Raw genomic sequence first — 19478 nt, forward strand, 5'->3', positions numbered from 1 at the left:
CCTCCGTCCGGAAAGGACCACCTCCTCCATGGCCCACCTGCTCGGCGCCGAGAACATCGGCATCGCCTTCGGAACCCGCACCGTCCTCGAGGGCCTCTCCCTCGGCGTGGATGAGGGGGACCGGATCGGACTCGTGGGCCGCAACGGCGACGGCAAGTCCACGCTCATGCGCATCCTCGCCGGCCTCCAGGAACCCGACACGGGCCGCGTCACCCGCCGCGGCGGCGTCCGCGTGGGCGTGCTGGACCAGCAGGACCGGCTCGACCCGGAGCACACCGTGCGTCAGGCCGTGGTCGGGGACGTGGACGACCACGTGTGGGCCTCAGACCCCAAGGCCCGGGACGTCCTGGGCGGTCTCCTCGACGGCTTCGACCTGGAGCAGTCCGTGCGGGGCCTCTCCGGCGGCCAGCGCCGTCGCGTGGCCCTGGCCCGTCTGCTCGCCGGGGACGACGACGTCCTCTTCCTCGACGAGCCCACCAACCACCTGGACGTCGAGGGCGTCGCGTGGCTCGCCCGCCACCTGACGCAGCGCTGGCGCCCCACCGACGGCGGCCTCGTGGTGGTCACCCACGACCGGTGGTTCCTCGACGAGGTCTGCACGCGCACGTGGGAGGTGCACGACGCCACGGTGGACCCGTTCGACGGCGGCTACGCGGCGTGGGTGCTCGCGCGCGCGGAGCGCTCCCGGCAGGCGGCGGTGACGGAGCAGAAGCGTCAGCAGCTCGTGAAGAAGGAGCTCGCCTGGCTGCGCCGTGGCGCCCCGGCGCGCACGTCCAAGCCGAAGTTCCGCATCGAGGCGGCCAACGCCATCATCGAGGACGTCCCCGCCCCGCGCGACTCGGTGTCCCTGGCGAAGATGGCCACGGCCCGGCTCGGCAAGGACGTCCTCGACCTCGAGCACGTGAGCCTGACGCTGGGGGAGAAGCCGATCCTCGACGACGTCACCCTGCGCCTGGCGCCCGGCGAGCGGCTCGGCGTGGTCGGCGTCAACGGTGCGGGCAAGTCGACCCTGCTGCGCCTGCTCGACGGCCGCATCGCTCCGGACTCGGGGCGGGTGAAGCGCGGCAAGACGGTGGTCTCGGCCACCCTCACCCAGGACGTGAAGGAGCTCGACGACGTCGCCCACCTGCGCGTCGCCGAAGTCATGGCCCGCGAAGGCTCGTCCTTCCAGGTCGGTGACCGCGAGATGTCCTCCGGCCAGCTGCTCGAGATGCTCGGCTTCGGCACCTCCCGGCAGTGGACTCAGGTCTCCGAGCTCTCGGGTGGCGAGCGCCGGCGCCTGCAGCTGCTGCGCCTGCTCGTGGGTGAGCCCAACGTCCTCATGCTCGACGAGCCGACCAACGACCTGGACACGGACACCCTGGCCGCCGTCGAGGACGTGCTGGACGGGTGGCCGGGGACCCTCGTGGTGGTCTCCCATGACCGGTACCTGCTCGAGCGTGTCACCGACCACCAGGTCGCCCTGCTCGGGGACGGCAAGGTCCGCGGCCTGCCGGGCGGGGTGGATCAGTACCTCGAGCTGCGCGCCGCGATGGACGAGGCCGGCGGCCCGGCCCGGGGAGCCGGCCCGGTACGGGGCCGCAACGACGTCGTCGGGACGTGCGCGGGCATGGGCGGGCCGGAGGAGGACACCGGGCCCACCGAGGCGGAGCGTCGGCTGGCCCGCAAGGAGATGGCCCGGCTCGAGAAGCAGATGACCCGGCTGCGGGACCGCAGGTCCGGCCTCGAGGCGCGGATGGCCGAGCTGGGGCAGGCGCAGGACTTCGATGCCCTCACCGCGGCCTCCGCCGACTTGAAGGACCTCGACGCACAGCTGGACGTCCTGGAGGAGGAGTGGCTGCAGGCTGCCGAACTCGCCGAAGGGGACTGACGGGCGGGCGCGCACAGGAGAGTGCGGCAGGTCGCACAGCCGGCGACTGTTTCCGTCCTATAATCGGGGGCCGGGGCACGGCACCATGCCCGGCCCACATGACGTGGACCATCCCCCCGCGTCAAGACGGAGGAGCAGAGCGTGTTCGCGAGCCCCGGTGACGAGTCGACCACGCTTCGCATGGGCTCGACCGCCCGCGGTCGTGTCCTGGGCCGGCCCTGGGAGCGAGGCCTTCCGCGACTCGTCCTGGTCGTGGACGTGGTCGCGGTCCTGCTCGCCACCTTCGTGTCGGCCCAGCTCCGCTTCGGCGGACCGCGGCGCACCACCCTCCCGGGCGCCGCACTCGTCGACTACAGCGTCATCAGCCTCGCGCTGAGCGCGGCCTGGGTGCTCGCGCTGACCATCCAGGGCTCCCGGGACATCCGGATCTTGGGGGTGGGCACCGAGGAGTACAAGCGGGTCCTGCAGGCCACCCTGTACCTCTTCGGCACCGTCGCGATCCTCGCCTATGCGGCAGGTCTCGAAGTGGCGCGCGGCTACGTGGGCCTGGCTCTGCCGCTGGGCGTGCTCCTGCTCCTGCTGGGCCGGTTCCTCGTGCGCGGGTGGGTGGCGCGGCAGCGACACCGCGGCAGGTTCCGGCGGCGGCTCCTGCTCGTCGGCGGCCCGAAGGCCGTCCGGCACATCTTCGAGGCCCTCGACTCCGAGGCCGGCGCCGGATACGCCCCCGTGGCCGCGGCCCTCCCCGGATACAAGACCCGGCAGGAGGACTACCTCCCGATACCGGTCTCCACGGACCTGGACACCGTGGAGGACGTGGTCGCCCACGTGGAGGAGCGCGACGTCGAAGCCGTGGTGATCACCTCGGGCCACCCGTTCGTCCCCTCGGACGTCCGCCGACTGGGCTGGGAGCTGCAGGAGCGCGGCGTCTCCCTGATCATGGCACCCGCCCTCGTGGACGTCGCCGGACCCCGCCTCCACACGCAGCCCCTCGCGGGTCTGCCGCTCATCCACCTCTCCACCCCGCGCCTCTCCGAGGGCAAGGCGTTCGCCAAGCGGGCGTTCGACGTCGTCGCGTCGGGTCTGGGCCTGATCGCCATCTCGCCGCTGCTGATCGCCGTTGCGATCGCGGTCAAGGCCACGGACGGCGGGCCGGTGCTGTTCCGGCAGGAGCGCATCGGTCTCGGCGGCAGGCCGTTCACCATGCTCAAGTTCCGTTCCATGGTGGTGGATGCCGAGGAGATCCGGCAGCGGCTCGTCTCGGACGGCGGGGATGCGGACGTGCTGTTCAAGATGAAGGACGACCCGCGCATCACCCGGGTCGGCAAGCTCATCCGCCGCACCAGCATCGACGAGCTGCCCCAGCTCGTGAACGTGCTGCGGGGGGACATGTCCCTCGTGGGCCCGCGGCCCCACCTGCCGCACGAGGTCGAGGCCTACGAGCAGTACGTGCACCGCCGCTTCCTGGTGCAGCCCGGCATCACGGGGCTGTGGCAGGTCTCCGGCCGGTCCGACCTCCCGTGGGAGGAGGCGGTCCGCCTGGACCTCTACTACGTGGAGAACTGGTCCATCCTGGGCGACCTCGTGATCCTGGGGCGGACCGTCAAGGCCGTGATCGCCGCCGACGGCGCCTATTGACCCCGGATCCGCGCGACCCGTGTGGAAGAATGGGCCGTCGTCGCCGCCCCCTGGGGTCCGGCGCTCCGCCCTGGTGTAATGGCAGCACGCCGGCCTTTGGAGCCGTGCGGTCTAGGTTCGAATCCTAGGGGCGGAACCCCCGTCCGCTGACCCCCACCGGTGCAGGAGCCCCCATGTCCCAGCCGTCCGCCCGTCCCTCCGCCGTGATCGTCCTGGCCGCGGGCCAGGGCACCCGCATGAAGTCGACGACGCCGAAGATCATGCATGCGATCGGGGGGCGCTCCCTCGTGGGCCACGCGCTCGCGGCGGCCTGGTCGCTCGCGCCGGAGCACCTCGTGGCCGTGGTCCGGCACGAGCGGGCCCGCGTGGCCGAGCACATCGAGACGGTGGCGGCCCAGCTGGGCATCGACGCGCTGGCGATCGCCGACCAGGACGACGTGCCGGGCACCGGCCGCGCCGTCGAGCTGGGCCTGGCCGCCCTGCCCGCGGACCTCGAGGGCACCGTCGTGGTGACCTACGGCGACGTCCCGCTGCTGACCCCGGAGACGCTCGCCCGCCTCGTCGCGGACCACGAGGCGGACGGCAACGCCGTCACCGTGCTCACCGCCACCCTCGAGGACGCCACGGGCTACGGCCGCATCGTCCGCGACGCCGAGGGCCTCGTGGAGCGGATCATGGAGCACAAGGACGCCCTCGCCCACGCCGAGTCCACGGGGGACGACTCCTTCGTGGCGATCCGCGAGGTCAACTCCGGCATCTACGCCTTCGACGCCGCCTTGCTGCGCCGCACCCTGCCGAAGGTCTCCACGGACAACGTGCAGGGTGAGAAGTACCTCACGGACGTGCTCGGCATGGCCCGCGCCGAGGGCGGCCGCGTCGCCTCGGTGGGCACGGACGACGTGTGGGAGGTCGAGGGCGCCAACGACCGCCGCCAGCTCTCCGACCTGGGCCGCCAGCTCAACGACCGCGTGCTGCGCGGCTGGATGAAGGAGGGTGTCACGGTCGTCGACCCGTCCTCCACGTGGGTGGACGTCACCGTCTCCCTCGCCTCGGACGTCACGCTCAAGCCCGGCACCCAGCTGCATGGGGCGACGTCGGTGGCCACGGGCGCCGTCGTCGGCCCGGACTCCACCCTCACGGACACGCAGGTGGGGGAGGGCGCCGTGGTGAAGCGCACCGACGCCACGGAGGCCGTGATCGGCGCGGGCGCGACCGTCGGCCCGTTCACCTACCTGCGCCCGGGCACGGTGCTGGGGGAGGACGGCAAGATCGGCGCGTTCTACGAGACCAAGAACGTGACCGTGGGCCGCGGCGCCAAGCTCTCCCACCTGGGCTACGCCGGGGACGCCGAGATCGGCGAGTACACCAACATCGGCTGCGGCAACATCACCGCCAACTACGACGGCGTCAACAAGCACCGCACGGTGATCGGCGCGCACGTGCGCACCGGCTCCAACACCGTGTTCACGGCCCCGGTGACCGTGGGCGACGGCGCCTACACCGGCGCGGGCGCCGTGGTCCGCGAGGACGTGCCCGCCGGGGCCCTGGCGCTGAACGCCGTGAGCCAGCGCACCCTCGAGGGCTGGGTGCCGGCCAAGCGCCCGGGCACCTCCTCGGCCGAGGCCGCGCGGGCCGCCGGCGCGGAGGGCTCCGGCGCTCAGGGCTGACCCCGCGCGCCCGACAAGAGGTCGGCGTGTCACAACCGTACCGATTCCGGTACGGTTGTGACACCAGAGATGAGGTGGTGATCCCGTGACGTATCGTGACGATCTGTGGGACGTGGCTGCGGGGAACCACGGGGTCATCACCACTACGGAAGCGGAGGAGGCGGGCGTGCCCGCCGTCGAGGTCCGCAAGCTCGCCCAGCGCGGCGTTCTGCGGAGGCTGGCCCACGGGGTGTACCTCCATCGCCAGGTTCCCCGCGACCGGTTCACGGACGCGGCGGAGGCCGTGGCCACGGGCGGTGAAGATGCATTCCTGGACTGGGACGCAGTGCTGTCACTGTACGACCTCGCCCTGGTCGATCCCTCCGTCGTACGGGTGGGCGTGACGAGGCGGTACCGCGGCTCGCCGCGCGCGCATGTACGAGTGACACGACGCCGTCCCCCGCCGGGCGACGAGGACCTCACCTTTCACGGCGGCGTGCGAGGCCTCACGATCAACCAAGCCCTTCGTGAGGCACTCGACCGCATCCCTCTCGAGCGCGTCGCCGCTGCGATCGAGGAGGCCCGCGCGCGCGGGCTGCTCACGGTGGGCGAGGCGAGGAGCTTGAAGAAGGACCTGGAGGCGCGGCAGAACGGTGGACATCGTGGCGGTCGATGACGTGGTCGTGGGCCTGGGCGATCTGGGAGCTCGAGGTGCGCCCAGGAGCGAAGGCCAACTCAACCGTCGACTGGAGGCGATCGCTGACGCGATGGGCGTTCCGGTGGACCGGGCGCGCCGGTTGCTGGGAGCAGTGATCGTGGCGCAGATGTTGCCGGAAGGCGTCGTAGTCAAGGGTGGAAATGGCGTTCGACTCCGACATGGAGCCACCGGGACGCGGGCGACCCGGGATCTCGATCTACTGGCTCGCGATCCCCAGCAGGCGCTGAAGGACTTGACCGGGTTCGTCGACCGGGGATGGGGGGCCGCGCCCGGGAGCAAGAGAGAACTCAAGGCCGACCCGGCTGCGACCCGGGTGGCCTTCTTCGGCACGGTGCATGAGGACGATCCTGCGGAGCCTCTCGGAGTGCCCGATCCCTACGTCCTGTCACGAGCGAAGGTGACCCTGCATTTTCTCTCCGCGAGGACAAGTTGGGTGTCGGTCCCGATCGAGATCGGGCGCGACGAATTCGAGGGCAGCACGCTGGCGCAGCCAGTCGAGGTCGTGGCACCCCAGGTCGCGGAGGCGGTCACCGCGTTGGGATGTGGAACACCGCGGTCTGTGGCCGTGATGGCTGTCGAGCAGCAGCTCGCACAGAAGATCCATGCCGTCACGGATCCACATCAGACGCGAGGCCACGATCTCGTGGACATCCAGTTGCTCTGGCATGGGGCGGAGGCCGAGGGTGGTGTCGACATCCCGTTGCTCGCAGATCTCGTCAGCCGTACTTTCATGTTTCGGTCACCCGGCCGGACTGCGGCAGGACACACACCGCATGAGTGGCCGCCTCCGGTCGCTCACGTCCGGACTCTCGAGCAGGGGTACCTGGATGCGCTGGAGGAGACACGAGTGGGTGCGGAGGGACAGGCCAGGCTCCTGCAGCCGCGCGTGTCCGACGCGGCGGATTGGCTGGAGTCGTTGATCACAAGGATCGCGCGGGCCGCCGGCGCCGAGGGCTCCGGCGCTCAGGGCTGACCCCGCGCGCCCTAGGATGGGTGCGAGGACCGGGCCGCCCCGGGCGGCCGACACCGACGCCGGACGCCGTCGGTCCTGGAACGCGAGACCACGAAGGATGTTGAGGACGTCATGACGGAGCTGAGCCGCAGCGAGGACAAGCGACTGGTGCTGGCCACGGGCCGCGCCCACCCCGAGCTCGCGCAGGAGATCGCCGAGGAGCTGGGCACCGAGCTGCTCCCCATGAGCGCCTACGACTTCGCCAACGGCGAGATCTACGTGCGCTCGGGCGAGTCGGTGCGCGGCAAGGACGTGTTCATCATCCAGTCGCACCCGGCGCCGCTGAACAACCACCTCATGGAGCAGCTGATCATGGTGGACTCCATGAAGCGCGCCTCCGCCCGCCGCATCACAGTGGTCTCGCCGTTCTACCCATACGCCCGCCAGGACAAGAAGGGCCGCGGCCGCGAGCCGATCTCGGCCCGCCTCGTGGCGGACCTGTACAAGACCGCCGGCGCCTCCCGCGTGATGAGCGTGGACCTGCACACCGCCCAGATCCAGGGCTTCTTCGACGGCCCGGTGGACCACCTGTTCGCCATCCCGCTGCTGGCGGACCACATCCGCTCCAGTGTGGAGGGCGAGGAGGTCACGGTGGTCTCCCCGGACACCGGTCGCGTGCGCGTGGCGGAGCAGTGGGCGGACCGCCTGGGCGGTGTGCCGCTGGGCTTCGTGCACAAGAGCCGGGACCTGACCGTTCCGAACAAGGCCGAGTCCAAGACCGTGGTCGGGGACGTCGAGGGCCGCGTCTGCGTGCTGATCGACGACATGATCGACACCGGCGGCACCATCGCCGGCGCCGTGCAGATCCTCAAGGACGCCGGCGCCAAGGACGTCATCATCGCCGCCACGCACGCGGTGTTCTCGGACCCGGCCGCCCAGCGTCTCGGCGAGTGCGGTGCCCGTGAGGTCGTGGTGACCAACACCCTGCCCATCCCGGAGGAGAAGCGCTTCGAGACCCTCACGGTGCTCTCGATCGCCCCGCTGATCGCCCGCGCGATCCGCGAGGTCTTCGAGGACGGCTCGGTCACCAGCCTCTTCGACGGCGTCGCCTGACCATGGCCGAGCGCGTCGAGCCGGCCCACGGGGACGACGGCGGCGCGGTGGCCGCGCCGCAGCCTCACCGTCCGCGCCTGCCGTTCTGGGCCTCCCTGCTGCTGAACGTGGTGGTGGCCCTCGCGGTCGTCGCCGTGGTGCAGGCCCTGTGGGTGAAGGTGTACTCGGTGCCGTCCGGCTCGATGGAGAACACCCTCGAGGTGGGGGACCGCATGCTGGTCAACCGCACCGCCTACCCGGACGGGATGGCCGACTCCCAGGACGTGGTGGTCTTCACGGCCAACGAGGACTGGGCGCACCCCATGCCACCGGAGGGGGTCGTGGAGAACGCCATCCGCACGTTCGGCGACGTCACCGGCATCGGCCGCTCGCACGAGCAGGCGTTGGTCAAGCGCGTGGTCGGCACCGCGGGGCAGACCGTGGAGTGCTGCACCGCCGAGGGCGCGGTGACGGTGGACGGGGAGCCCGTGGACGAGCCATACATCCACAACGATCTGCCGTTCATCCGGGACGAGCTGGACTGCGAGTCCGAGGTGATGTCCGCGCGCTGCTTCGGCCCGGTCACCGTGCCGGAGGACTCGATGCTCGTGCTCGGCGACCACCGCTCGAACTCGGCCGACTCCGTGATCGCGTGCCGCGGCATCCCCGCCGACCAGGCCGGGGACTGCGCGCGCTTCGTCACCCGCGAGGACATCGTGGGCGAGGTCTTCGTGACCGTCTGGCCGCCCACGCACTGGGGCGGGCACTGATCTCCTGAGGGGACGGGGCGTCCTGGGTGCCGGCCGCCTCCGGGCCGTGCCGGCTCAGCCGGTCGTGGCCAGTTCCGCGGTCACTAGGGCGTCCATCGCTTCCCGCACCCGGGCCTCGGCGTCCTCGGGCACGGGTCCTTCGGTGCGGAGGCAGGCCACCACGTCGGCGGCCGTCCGCGGCTCGTCCAGCAGGAGCCAGACGGACGGGCCCAGACCTTCGAGCACGACCAGGCGGTCCGAGGCAAGCAGGACCAGGCGGCCGCTGTCGGTCAGGATGCCGTCGTCGACGGCGCAGCGGGACACCGCGCCCGGGACCGCCGCACCGACCGAGGCCCGCAGCTCCTCATCGGTGAGCGCCTCCCAGGCGGGGGTGACGGGCGTGGGCGGGGCCGCCAGGAGGCCGTCGACGACATCCCGCAGGTCCTCCGCTTCGGCGTAGACCAGGCGTTGGGCGCCGCCGACCGCGTCGAGGACGCGGCAGAGCGTCACGAGGCCGCGGGGGAGCAGGGAGAGGGAGGAGGTCTGGGGGACGAGCGCCTCGAGCGCGGCCACGAGTTCTATGGCCTCCGCCCGCGGCGTCACCGGGCCTGCCGGATCCCGCACGCGGTCCAGCACGGCGATCCGGGCCAGCCGGGCGTCGGGGAGGGTCGGACCGAGACCCAGGTCGTCCGGGCCTCGCTGGGTCTTCGGGCGCACCCCCCGTGACCCCAGCAGGGACAGCGGCTTGGGGTAGGGCGTGACGGTCAGGCCGTCCGGTGCGATGATCGCCGTCTCGTCGGTGAGGTAGGCGAAATGGGGTCCCAGCCGGCGCGTGGCCGTCGTCTTGCCCGTCCCGGACGCCGCCACCAGGACCATCGCCGCCCCGGTGTCCGGTGCGGCGAGGCACGCGGCATGGAACAGCAGGTGGGTGCCGCGGGCGGACTCGATCGCCCGTGAGGTCGCCAGGAACACCAGGTCCTCGTGCCACTGGAGCCACGGACGCGCGGCGCCGGCGCCGCGGTGCACATCCGCGCGGGCCGGCGGCTCCACGGCCTCCACACCGCATCGGGCCCAGGACTCGACGACCTCCGCGCGCTCGTCTCCTGTGAGGCCGCTCACCGTCACGGCATCGAGACCGGTGCCGATGCGCAACGCGGTGGTCTCGCTCATGGCTTCGTCCTCCCCCTGGGCGCCGGGCATGGCTCACCCTTTCCATCCCGTGGCTGTCCGGTCAGTGTACTGAGAGCCGTGCGGGCGGCCATGGCGCCGCCCCACCGGCTGGCACGGGTCTTCGCCAGAGCCTCCCTATACTCGACACAGGTTCTCGGGCGCTGAGTGCGCCGTCCATCCGAGCTGAGGGAGGAGCCCGCATGGCAGCCCAGTCGCCCACGACGGCGGTGACCGTGGTGATCCCGCACTACGGCGATCCGGCCCCCACCCTCGCCCTCGTCGACCGCCTGCTGACCGATCCCGGAGACGCGCTGGTCGCCGTCGTGGTCTCGGACGACGCCTCGCCCACCCCGTACCCCGAGGCGCACGATCCGCGTCTGACCGTGGTGCGCCGCGAGCGCAACGGCGGCTTCGGAGCGAACGTGAACACCGGCCTGGCCGCGGTCACCACCGAGCTGGCCCTGGTCCTCAACTCGGACGCCGAGATCACGGGGGCGCAGATCGACGCGCTGGTGGCGGCGGCCGCCCCGTACCAGCCGGCCGTGGTCAGCCCGCAGGTCGTCAACGAGGACGGCACGCCGCAGTGGTCCGGGCGGCACTTCCCCACGGTCCTGCACCAGACCGTCGAGTGGCTGACGCCGCTGGCCCGCTTCCGTCACCTGGACGTGCTTCACGAGGCCGTGGGGCACGACGTCGCGGCGGCCCGGTCCGCCTCGCCCGTGGCGGTCGACTGGGTGATGGGCGCCGTGCTGCTCCTGCCGATGGCGCAGGTCCGCGCCGTCGGCGGGTTCGATGAGGAGTACTTCATGAATTCCGAGGAGGTCGATCTGCAGCGTCGCCTGCGCGAGCGCGGCGTGCCGTCGATCGTGGTCCCGGCCGTCCGTGTGCCGCACGGGCTGCACGGCTCCTCGGATCCGCTGCGCCGACGTGGCTGGCTGGTGGACTCCCGGTACCGCTACGCCCGGAAGTTCGGTCACCCCCGGGTCCTCAAGGCCGCGCTCACCGCGGCCACCGGGGCGAACTTCGCCGTGAACGTGCTCCGGCAGGCCCGGGGTGTGGACGTGGACGCCCGCGCCGTGCTCCGGGACGAGCACGCGCTGGTCTGGAAGGGGAAGCGCCGATGAGCGCCACCGGCTACACCGTGGCCGCGCCGCCCGAGGCGCGGGGCGGCCGCTCACCGGAACGGCTGTTCCTCGTCTCGCCGGCGTTCCACGGCTATCACCGCTCCATCGCGGCGGCGTGGGCGGCCCAGGGCTTCGACGTCACGGTGCACTGCTACGACGCCTACGCCACGCTCGGCATGAAGCTGCGGAACAAGGGGCTGCTCGAGCTGCCGCAGAAGGCGGGCGTGGACCGCACGGCCGCGCGGGTCGCCTGGGACACGGGGCGGGCCGTGGCCGCGCTGCGCGAGGCCCGGCCGGACCGCGTGCTCGTGATCAAGGGGGACTCGCTGGGCGAGGACTTCTGGTCCGAGATCCTCGATGCGGGCCTGCCCCGCATGCTCTGGCTGTACGACGACCTCGCGCGGCACGACTACTCGATGGAGTTCCTGCGCTCCGTCGGGCCGGTGCTCAGCTACGCCCGCTCCGAGGCCGAGCTGCTGGCCGGCGAGGGCGTGGACGCGCACTACATGCCCAACGGTTTCGACCCGGCGATGGCGCTGCCGGAGGTGCCGCGGCGCGACGAGCTGGTCTTCGTGGGCTCGCGCTACCCGAACCGCGTGGAGCTGCTCACCCGCCTGGCCGCGGCCGGGGTGCCGGTGCGCGCCTACGGGCGTCAGTGGAGCCACCACCCGGTGGACCGCCTGCGCACGTGGGAGCTGACCCGGCCGGACCTGCCGGCCGAACGGGACATCCCCCTCGAGGAGGCGTACGCCGTGCAGGCGGCCGCCGCGGGCGCCATCAACATCCACGGCCTGCAGGCCGGCCACGCGATGCGGACCTTCGAGGTGCCCGGCATGGGCGGTCTCCAGCTCGTCGATCGCGCCGATGTGGCCGAGTTCTACGTCCCGGACGAGGAGGTGCTCGTCTTCGAGGACGCGGACCACCTCATCGAGCTGGGCCGCCGGATCGTCGCGGACCCCGCCTGGGGAGCACGCATCCGCGAGGCCGGCCGCCGCCGGTCGCACGTGGAGCACACGTTCGCGCACCGGGCGGCCATGGCCCAGGGGTGGTGGGCATGACCGACGCGCCCCTCTTCTGGCGATCCGGGGACCTGCCGCGCTGGCACGCGTGGCAGCGCGCCCAGTGGCCGCTGACCCGGCGGGCCGCGGACACCGCGCGCTCGACCGTGCGTGGCGTGGCCGGCGCCCTGGCACGCCGCGGGTCCACCGGCGACGACGTCCCGCGCCTGCTCCTGCCACCGGGGGACGTGCACACCCTCGTCGCCCTCGAGTCCTTCGGCCCGACGCAGCTGGCCGCGCTGGCCTCGCCCGTGGCCGCCCTGGCGACCGCGCGGCCGGAGGCCGCCGCCGGGGTCGGCTGGGTGCTGCCCGCCGGAGACGCACCCGCCCTGCCCGGGGCCGCGGGTCACCGGGAGCACGCCGCCACCGCCGACGTCGTGACGGATCGCCTGTCCGGGCTCCGCCGCGTCCTGGTGGCGGGGGAGTACCTGCCCTCGGGCCGCGCCGCCGTGCGCTGGGCCCGGCAGCGGGGGGCGCGGGTCGGCGTCGTCCAGCACGGGCTGCTGGCCGTGTCCACGCCGCCCGTCCCGCAGGACGCCACCCTGTACGCCTTCACGAGCGCGGACGCGGACTGGTGGACCCAGGGCCGCGCCGATGTGGAGGCCGTCCCGGTGGGCTCGGCGTTGCTGGAGCAGGCCCGCCGGACCGCGCCCGCGCTCTCGGGTGCCGGGGACGACGGCCCCGGGGTGTTCCTCGGCCAGCTGCACGGCGCCGAGCTGCCCCGCCGGGACTTCGCCGCGGCCGCCGAACAGTACGTGCGGGCCACCGGCGCCGCCTACCGCCCCCACCCGGCCGAGCGGGACCGTCTCTCCCGCGGCCAGCACGCGGCCTGGCGCAGGGCAGGCGTGCGGATCGACGACGCCGGGGCGCCCCTCGTCGCCACCCGCGGGCCCGTGGCCGCCGTCTTCTCCACCGGGATCCTCGAGGCCGCGCAGGCCGGCAGACCCGCGTGGGCCGTCCACCCGGACCCGCCCGCCTGGCTGGAGGGGTTCTGGCGGCGCTACGGCATGACCCGGTGGCGGCCCGGCCGCGTCCCGGAGCCCACCCCGCCCCTGGCCTCGCCGACCACGGACCCCGCGGCCGCGATCGCTGAACACGTCTGGAAGGAGTCCGCGTGAGCATCCTGTGCGTCATCCCCGTGCGCGGCGGGTCCCGGGGGCTGCCCGGCAAGAACATCCGCCTCCTGGGCGGCCACCCGCTCGTGGCCTGGACCATCCAGGCCGCCCTCGAGGCGGGGGAGGACCTGCACGTGGTGGTCTCCACGGACTCGGCCGAGATCGCCGAGGTCGCCCTCCGCTACGGCGCGGACGTCCCGGGCCTGCGCCCGGCCCACCTGGCCCAGGACTCGACCCCCACCGAGCCGGTGATCGAGCACGTGCTCGCGGCCGAGCGTGCGGCCGGCGTCGAACCGGAGGGCGTGATGCTCCTCCAGGCCACCAGCCCGCTGCGCCTGCCCGGCACCCTGGACCGCGCCGTGCGGCAGTTCCGGGACACGGGGGTGGACTCGCTGGTCGGCGTCGTCCCGGTGTCCCCGTTCCTGTGGCGCCACGCCGGGGACCCCGACGGGGAGCCGATCCCGGACTTCGACGTCACGGCGCGCAAGCGCCGGCAGGACATGACGCGCGCCGATCTGCGGTTCCGCGAGAACGGGTCCCTCTACGTGACGCGCCCCTGGGTCTACGACCGGCTGCACAACCGGCTCGGCGGCCGGATCGGCCTGCTGGAACTCGACGACCTCGAGGGCGTGGACATCGACACCGAGCTGGACTTCGCCCTCGCCGAGCAGCAGATGGACCAGTACCTGGCGGTCCACAAGGTGCTCCGGCACCGCCCCGAGCTCGGTGCCCCGCGCACCGCCGGGACCCCCACCACCGGCCCGAACCGCACCCCCGGAGGCGCGCAGTGATCATCGAACGCAGGCTCACCCCCTACCTCGTCTTCCCCAAGGACTCGCTCCTGGTCGCCCTGCAGAAGATGACCGACAACCGCGAGCGCACCGTGTTCGTGGTGGACTCCCACGGCTTCCTCGTCGGCTCGCTGACGGACGGGGACGTGCGCCGCTGGCTGGTGGCGCATCCGGAGGCGTCGCTGGATGTGGCCGCGGCCGACGTCGCCCATCGCGACCCGGTGACGGCGCCCCTGGGCGCCTCCCCGGCCGAGATGCGCGAGGCCCTGCCCACCGGGGCGCTGCACCTGCCGCTGCTGGACGAGCGCGGCCGTCTGACGGCCCTGGCGATCAACCGGGAGGCGGAGCTGCGGATCGGCGGGCACCGGATCGGGGAGGGCCACCCGGCGTTCCTGATCGCGGAGATCGGCAACAACCATCAGGGCGATGTGGACCTGGCCCGCCGTCTCGTGGACCTGGCCGTCGAGGCGGGCGCGGACGCCGTGAAGTTCCAGCTGCGGGACATGGACGCCCTGTACCGGCAGTCCGGTGCGGCCACCGCCGGCGAGGACCTGGGGGCGCAGCGCACCCTGGACGAGCTGGCCAAGTTCTCGCTCTCCGCCGAGGACATGGTGCGGGTGTTCGACCACGTCCGGGACGCCGGCGTCGCCCTGATGTGCACCCCGTGGGACGCCCCGTCCATGCGGGTGCTGCGCGAGTACCCGGTGGACGGCGTGAAGATCGCCTCGGCGGACCTGACGAACCACGGTCTGCTGCGGGACGCGGCCGCCTCCGGCCTGCCGATGGTGCTCTCCACCGGCATGTCCCGGGAGGAGGAGATCCGCGAGGCGGCGGCCCTGGTGCGCTCCTCCGGCGTCCCCTTCGCGATGCTGCACGCCCAGTCCACGTACCCCGCCCCCTACAAGGACGTGAACCTGGCCTACCTGGACCGGCTCGCGGAGATCGCGCAGACGCCGGTGGGCTACTCGGGCCACGAGCGCGGCTTCCACGTGGCCCTGGCCGCGGTCGCCCGGGGCGCCGCGATCATCGAGAAGCACTTCACCGTGGACCGCGGGCTCGAGGGCAACGACCACAAGGTCTCCCTCCTGCCGGAGGAGTTCGCGCAGATGGTCCGGCAGACCCGGGACATCGAGGAGTCGATCGGCGTCGGGACCGAGCGCGTGGTCTCCACGGGCGAGGCGATGAACCGCATCAACCTGGCCAAGTCCCTGGTGGCGGCCCGTCCGCTGCAGGCCGGCGTCACGATCACCGCCGACGACGTGACCGTGAAGTCCCCGGGCCGCGGCCTGCAGCCCAACGAGCTGCCGCGCCTGGTCGGCCGCACGCTGCACCGCGAGATGGCCGAGGGCGACTTCTTCTTCGCCGGCGACCTCACCGACACGGTGCCCACCGGGCGCCAGTTCCAGTTCCGGCGCCCCTGGGGCCTGCCGGTGCGCTACCACGACGTCGAGGCGCTGACGAAGGACTGCACCCCGGACTTCCTGGAGTTCCACTTCTCCTACAAGGACCTCGAGATCGACATCGACTCGGTGTTCAGCGAGCCCATGCCGATGGGCTTCACCACGCACCTGCCGGACATCTTCTCCGGTGACTTCCTCGTGGATCTGGCCAGCGACGACGACGCCGTGTGGGAGCGCTCGATCGCCGAGGTGCAGCGCACGATCGACATCACCCGGGACCTGAAGCGCTGGTTCCCGAACGAGGAGGAGCCCATCATGGTCATCACCATGGGCGGGTTCACCCTGGACCGGCACATCCGCCCGGAGGAGCGGCTGCCGAAGTACGAGCGCATCGCCGAGGCCGTGCAGCGCCTGGACACCTCCGGCATCCGGATCGCCGCGCAGACGCTGCCGCCGTTCCCGTGGCTGATGGGCGGTCAGCAGTACCACAACCTCTTCATGGACCCGGACGACACCGTGGCGTTCGTGGAGGCCACGGGGGTGCCGCTGTGCCTGGACACCTCCCACTCCAAGCTCTCGGCCACGTTCCTGGGGATCCCCTTCTCCGAGATGGTGGAGAAGCTGGCCCCGCACACCATCCACCTGCACCTCGTGGACGCCACCGGTGTGGACGGTGAGGGGCCGCAGATCGGCGAGGGCGACGTGGACTGGCCCGTGCTGTGCGAGCAGCTGGACCGCCTGGCCCCCGGGGTGAGCTTCATCCCGGAGATCTGGCAGGGCCACATCAACAACGGCGAGGGCTTCTGGACGGCCCTGGACCGCCTGGAGCAGTGGCTGTGATCCCCGAGGCCGCGAGGACCACTCCGGCCCCGCTGACGCTCTGGGTGGTGCCCGTCGCCGACCTCGGCGGCGTGGCCCGGCACGTCCTCGACGTCGCGCGCGTGGGCCTGCCCGGCCTGCGTCTGGCGGTGCTCTGCCCCGAGGGGCCGCTCGCCGAGCGCCTCCGCGAGCAGGGCGCGGCGGTGTTCACCGGGGACGTCGGGCCCGACGCCGGCCTGGCCGCCTCGGTGCGGACGCTCCGGACGGCGGTGCGCACCCTGCGCCCGGCCGCGGTCCACACGCACCTGGCCTACGCCGACCTCGCGGCCTTCACGGCGCTGGGCGCGGGGCGGGCCGTGCGGCGGGCCGGTGCGCCGGCGCTGCTCAGCACCGAGCACGGGATCGCCCCGGACGATGGGCTGTACAACCGCGCCGCGGCGGCCCGGGTGAAGAACGCCGCGCACCGCGCCCGGCTGCGCGGCACGGACCTCGTGATCGCGGTGGCGCAGTCCACCGCGGACGTGCTCCGGCGCAAGTGGGGCACGGGGGGGCCCCTCACCGTGGTGCGCAACGGGGTGGACGTGTCCGCGGTGCGGGCCGCGGCCGCGGGGCAGCGGCGCGCACCGGGGGAGGGGCTGCGGATCCTCTCCCTGTCCCGGCTGGCGCCCGAGAAGAACCTCGACCGGTTGGTGGCGGCGCTGCCCGCCCTGCTGGAGCGCGACCCCGGGACGCGGGTGACGCTGGCCGGCTCGGGTCCCCTGGAGGGGCAGCTGCGCGCTCAGGCCGAGGACCTCGGCGTCGCGGATGCGGTCCACCTGCCCGGCTTCGTGGAGCCGTGGGGCACCATGGCCGAGCACGACGTGCTGGTGCAGCTCTCCGCGTGGGAGAACCTCAGCTACACCCTGCTCGACGCCGCGGCCGCCGGCCTGCCCGCCGTCGCCACGGACGTGGGCGGCAACGGAGAGATCCTGCCGCCTGAGCGCCTGGTCCACGAGACCACCCCGGCGGCCATCGCTGACGCCGTCATGCGTGCCGCGGCCGACGGCCCGGGCGAGGTGCGCGTGGGCGACGTGGAGACCATGGCCCGGGCGACCGCCGAGGCGACCCTCGAGGTGCTCGGGCGCCGGGTGGGGAAGGGCGGGCACCGGTGACCGCGGCGAGCCCGAACGAGCCGGGGGCGGCCTCGGTGGCCCCGGCCGAGAAGCGAGTGCCGGGGCCCCGGTTCCGGGAGCTGGACGGCCTTCGGGGGATCGCGGCGCTGGCCGTGGTGTTCTCGCACTTCGGCGGTACGCACAATTTCCACTACCGCGACGATCCCCCCGCTTTTCATGACTTCGTCTGGGGTGGCACGGGGGTCCAGCTGTTCTTCATGATCAGCGGTTTCGTGATCCTCATGACCGCGCGCCGGGCCTCGCGTCCCAGCGATTTCGTCATCTCCCGAGCCGCCCGGCTGTACCCGCCGTACTGGCTCTCGCTTGCATTCGCCGTGGTGATCCTCGCCCTCGTTCAGGTGCCGGGGTACTCGCTGAGTCCGGGGCAGATCATCGTCAACCTCACGATGGTCCAACGATGGTTGCTGGTCGACGATGTGGTCGACGTCTACTGGACCCTGGCGGTCGAGATGCAGTTCTACGCACTTGTCTTGACCCTCCTCATCCTCAGCCGGTGTCGCCTGTCGGACCGTCTGGTCCTGTGGGCATGCCTGGGTTGGTCTGTGTTGTCCTGGACGGTGGTGGCTGTGACTTCACAGGCCGCGGCGCCACGCCCAGCGGGGGACCCCACGTGGGTCAAACTCGTCAACAACATCACTGTTGCCGAGTATGCGCCCATGTTCGTCCTGGGCATGGTGGTGTTCCTGGCACGGGAGACGGGTCGCCACCGACGAGCGGTGGCCGCAGCCTATGCATCGGCTGTCGTGAGCCCCTTCGTCTTGCGCGACATGACCCTTGGTCTCTGGGTGCTGGCAGCGGCGACCCTGTTCACTGCTGTGGCCCTCCGACGAAGGACGTGGCTCCTCACAACGCCGCCCTTCCAGTTCTACGGCCGGATCAGCTACTCCCTGTACATCATCCACGTCATTCCCGGTTATCTGGTCATCCATGCTCTATGGCCATACGTAGGCCGGAACATGGCCATGCTCGTGGCCTTGGCCGTGGTCTCCGTGCTCGCCTGGGCCCTGCAGAGGTACGGCGAGGAGCACCTCGGCCGCGCGGCCAAGCGGGGGCTGACCCGCGTCCGCTCCGTCGTGGACGCGCGGACCGGACATCCCCGATCCCTGGAGCCGGCCCGATGACCGGTCGCATCTGGATCCTGGCGAACCAGGGCGAAGTGGGTGGCGGCGAGGTGATGCTGCACCACCTCGCCACGGCCCTGCGCGAGCTGGGGCGGGACGTGGGCGTCGTGGCTCCGGCCCACCCGGCCGAGACCGCCGATCGCCTGGCCGCGGACGGCTTCGACGTGGTCCGTGTGGGTGGGCCCGGACGACTGGGGTATCTGCGCGCTCTCCGGGCCTGGGACCGAGGCCGCGGCGGGGACGACGTCGTGTGGTGCAACGGGCTGCTGCCGGCCACGGCGCTGGCCGGCCGGCCGCGCCGGATCGTGCACCTGCATCAGGTACCCGAGAAGCCGGTTCTGCGGGTGTTCTCCGCCCTGGCGCGTCCCGGTGCGCTCGCGGTCCTCGCGCCGTCCCGATTCGCGGCGGACCGCATCCGCGGGGCGCGCGTGCTCCACAACTGGGTTCCGGCCCCGACGGCGCCGCAGACACGGCGGGCCCGCGGTGCCGATGATCCGGTGACCGTGGGCTTCCTCGGCCGGCTGTCCGAGGACAAGGGCATCGTGACGCTCCTGGAGGCCGCCGCGCTGCTGCGGAAGACCGACCCGGGTGCTTTCGTGTTCCGCGTCGCGGGGGAGAGCCGATTCGTGGCGGAGGACGAAGCCGAGCGGCTCGCCACCGCCCTGAAGGCAGCCGGTGAGGACGTCCAGGTGCTCGGCTGGCAGGACAGCGGTGAGTTCCTGGCCTCCGTGGACGTGCTGGCCGTGCCGTCGCAGTGGGCCGAGGTCTTCGGCCTGGTGACGGCCGAGGCGATGGCGGCGGGCGTTCCGGTGGTGGCTTCCGATGCGGGGGCCGTTCCCGAGGTGGTCGGCAGCGATCACCCCTTCGTTGTTCCGCAGCGCGACGCTGCCGCACTCGCGAATTGCTTGCGGGCGGTACGAGCGATCGATCTGGGGGCGGTGGCCCACTCCCAGCGACGCCGCTGGGAGTCGCTGTTCTCTCCCGAGGCCGGCCGCGCCGCCGTCGCCGAGCTCCTGGATGACCTGTCCCTATGATCCCCGCGGAGG

16 protein-coding genes and 1 tRNA gene are annotated in these 19478 nt (G+C 72.6%); 16 read left to right on the forward strand and 1 reads right to left on the reverse strand.

The window, feature by feature from the left end:
* The first annotated feature begins 28 nt into the window (after positions 1–28).
* The 8 genes from QL983_RS02510 to lepB all read left to right on the forward strand — a co-directional run bounded on the left by QL983_RS02510 (position 29) and on the right by lepB (position 8683).
* Positions 29–1870, forward strand: coding sequence for an ABC-F family ATP-binding cassette domain-containing protein (locus tag QL983_RS02510; protein ID WP_069941479.1), 1842 nt, complete (start codon positions 29–31; stop codon positions 1868–1870).
* A 141-nt stretch (positions 1871–2011) separates the two neighbouring features.
* Positions 2012–3505: a sugar transferase gene (locus QL983_RS02515; RefSeq protein WP_141724175.1), complete on the forward strand. Its 1494-nt coding sequence runs from the start codon at positions 2012–2014 to the stop codon at positions 3503–3505.
* Positions 3506–3569: 64 nt separating this feature from the next.
* Positions 3570–3641 (forward strand) — tRNA-Gln (locus tag QL983_RS02520).
* Positions 3642–3678: 37 nt separating this feature from the next.
* A complete protein-coding gene (gene glmU / locus QL983_RS02525; protein WP_144879242.1) occupies positions 3679–5172 on the forward strand; it encodes a bifunctional UDP-N-acetylglucosamine diphosphorylase/glucosamine-1-phosphate N-acetyltransferase GlmU in 1494 nt (497 codons plus the stop codon).
* An 85-nt stretch (positions 5173–5257) separates the two neighbouring features.
* Positions 5258–5827, forward strand: coding sequence for a type IV toxin-antitoxin system AbiEi family antitoxin domain-containing protein (locus tag QL983_RS02530; protein WP_020627445.1), 570 nt, complete (start codon positions 5258–5260; stop codon positions 5825–5827).
* Positions 5805–6842 (forward strand): nucleotidyl transferase AbiEii/AbiGii toxin family protein, encoded by a 1038-nt coding sequence (locus QL983_RS02535; protein ID WP_020627446.1) that lies wholly within the window; start codon positions 5805–5807, stop codon positions 6840–6842. Before QL983_RS02530 ends, QL983_RS02535 begins: the two co-directional genes overlap by 23 nt.
* Positions 6843–6953: 111 nt before the next feature.
* Entirely contained in the window at positions 6954–7934 is a 981-nt protein-coding gene (locus tag QL983_RS02540) for a ribose-phosphate diphosphokinase (RefSeq protein ID WP_020627447.1), read from the forward strand.
* Positions 7935–7936: 2 nt separating this feature from the next.
* Positions 7937–8683, forward strand: a complete 747-nt coding sequence (gene lepB / locus QL983_RS02545) for a signal peptidase I (protein WP_144879244.1) — start codon at positions 7937–7939, stop codon at positions 8681–8683.
* 54 nt (positions 8684–8737) lie between these two features.
* On the opposite strand, the gene QL983_RS02550 is transcribed toward lepB, so the two are convergent.
* A complete protein-coding gene (locus QL983_RS02550; RefSeq protein ID WP_144879246.1) occupies positions 8738–9832 on the reverse strand; it encodes a PqqD family protein in 1095 nt (364 codons plus the stop codon).
* A gap of 200 nt (positions 9833–10032) precedes the next feature.
* On the opposite strand from QL983_RS02550, the gene QL983_RS02555 reads away from it, so the two are divergent.
* The 8 genes from QL983_RS02555 to QL983_RS02590 are packed head-to-tail and all read left to right on the forward strand — an operon-like array spanning position 10033 to position 19466.
* The gene (locus QL983_RS02555; protein ID WP_221848078.1) at positions 10033–10956 is read left to right on the forward strand and encodes a glycosyltransferase family 2 protein; all 924 of its coding nucleotides are present in this window, start codon (positions 10033–10035) and stop codon (positions 10954–10956) included.
* Entirely contained in the window at positions 10953–12014 is a 1062-nt protein-coding gene (locus tag QL983_RS02560; protein WP_122054027.1) for a glycosyltransferase, read from the forward strand. The genes QL983_RS02555 and QL983_RS02560 overlap by 4 nt, the downstream gene beginning before the upstream one ends.
* Entirely contained in the window at positions 12011–13132 is a 1122-nt protein-coding gene (locus QL983_RS02565) for an RNA-binding protein (protein ID WP_145983827.1), read from the forward strand. Before QL983_RS02560 ends, QL983_RS02565 begins: the two co-directional genes overlap by 4 nt.
* Positions 13129–13920 (forward strand): acylneuraminate cytidylyltransferase family protein, encoded by a 792-nt coding sequence (locus tag QL983_RS02570; RefSeq protein WP_221848077.1) that lies wholly within the window; start codon positions 13129–13131, stop codon positions 13918–13920. The genes QL983_RS02565 and QL983_RS02570 overlap by 4 nt, the downstream gene beginning before the upstream one ends.
* Complete coding sequence (locus QL983_RS02575; RefSeq protein WP_221848075.1) at positions 13917–16160, forward strand: N-acetylneuraminate synthase family protein; 2244 nt, start codon at positions 13917–13919, stop codon at positions 16158–16160. Before QL983_RS02570 ends, QL983_RS02575 begins: the two co-directional genes overlap by 4 nt.
* Positions 16151–17290 carry a glycosyltransferase gene (locus QL983_RS02580; protein WP_290151177.1) on the forward strand — a complete coding sequence of 380 codons (1140 nt, stop codon included), beginning with the start codon at positions 16151–16153 and terminating at the stop codon, positions 17288–17290. The genes QL983_RS02575 and QL983_RS02580 overlap by 10 nt, the downstream gene beginning before the upstream one ends.
* Positions 17287–18432: an acyltransferase gene (locus QL983_RS02585; protein ID WP_221846262.1), complete on the forward strand. Its 1146-nt coding sequence runs from the start codon at positions 17287–17289 to the stop codon at positions 18430–18432. The genes QL983_RS02580 and QL983_RS02585 overlap by 4 nt, the downstream gene beginning before the upstream one ends.
* Complete coding sequence (locus QL983_RS02590) at positions 18429–19466, forward strand: glycosyltransferase family 4 protein (protein WP_221846264.1); 1038 nt, start codon at positions 18429–18431, stop codon at positions 19464–19466. Before QL983_RS02585 ends, QL983_RS02590 begins: the two co-directional genes overlap by 4 nt.
* Positions 19467–19478 lie beyond the last annotated feature (12 nt).

Origin of the sequence: Micrococcus sp. APC 4021 (assembly GCF_030407635.1) — a bacterium.
GTDB lineage: Bacteria > Actinomycetota > Actinomycetes > Actinomycetales > Micrococcaceae > Micrococcus > Micrococcus luteus.

Coding starts and splice junctions, on each gene's coding strand:
- QL983_RS02550 (WP_144879246.1), bottom strand. CDS start 9,832: ATGAGCGAGACCACCGCGTTGCGCATCGGCACCGGTCTCGATGCCGTG.
- QL983_RS02555 (WP_221848078.1), top strand. CDS start 10,033: ATGGCAGCCCAGTCGCCCACGACGGCGGTGACCGTGGTGATCCCGCAC.
- lepB (WP_144879244.1), top strand. CDS start 7,937: ATGGCCGAGCGCGTCGAGCCGGCCCACGGGGACGACGGCGGCGCGGTG.
- QL983_RS02540 (WP_020627447.1), top strand. CDS start 6,954: ATGACGGAGCTGAGCCGCAGCGAGGACAAGCGACTGGTGCTGGCCACG.
- QL983_RS02590 (WP_221846264.1), top strand. CDS start 18,429: ATGACCGGTCGCATCTGGATCCTGGCGAACCAGGGCGAAGTGGGTGGC.
- glmU (WP_144879242.1), top strand. CDS start 3,679: ATGTCCCAGCCGTCCGCCCGTCCCTCCGCCGTGATCGTCCTGGCCGCG.
- QL983_RS02510 (WP_069941479.1), top strand. CDS start 29: ATGGCCCACCTGCTCGGCGCCGAGAACATCGGCATCGCCTTCGGAACC.
- QL983_RS02565 (WP_145983827.1), top strand. CDS start 12,011: ATGACCGACGCGCCCCTCTTCTGGCGATCCGGGGACCTGCCGCGCTGG.
- QL983_RS02560 (WP_122054027.1), top strand. CDS start 10,953: ATGAGCGCCACCGGCTACACCGTGGCCGCGCCGCCCGAGGCGCGGGGC.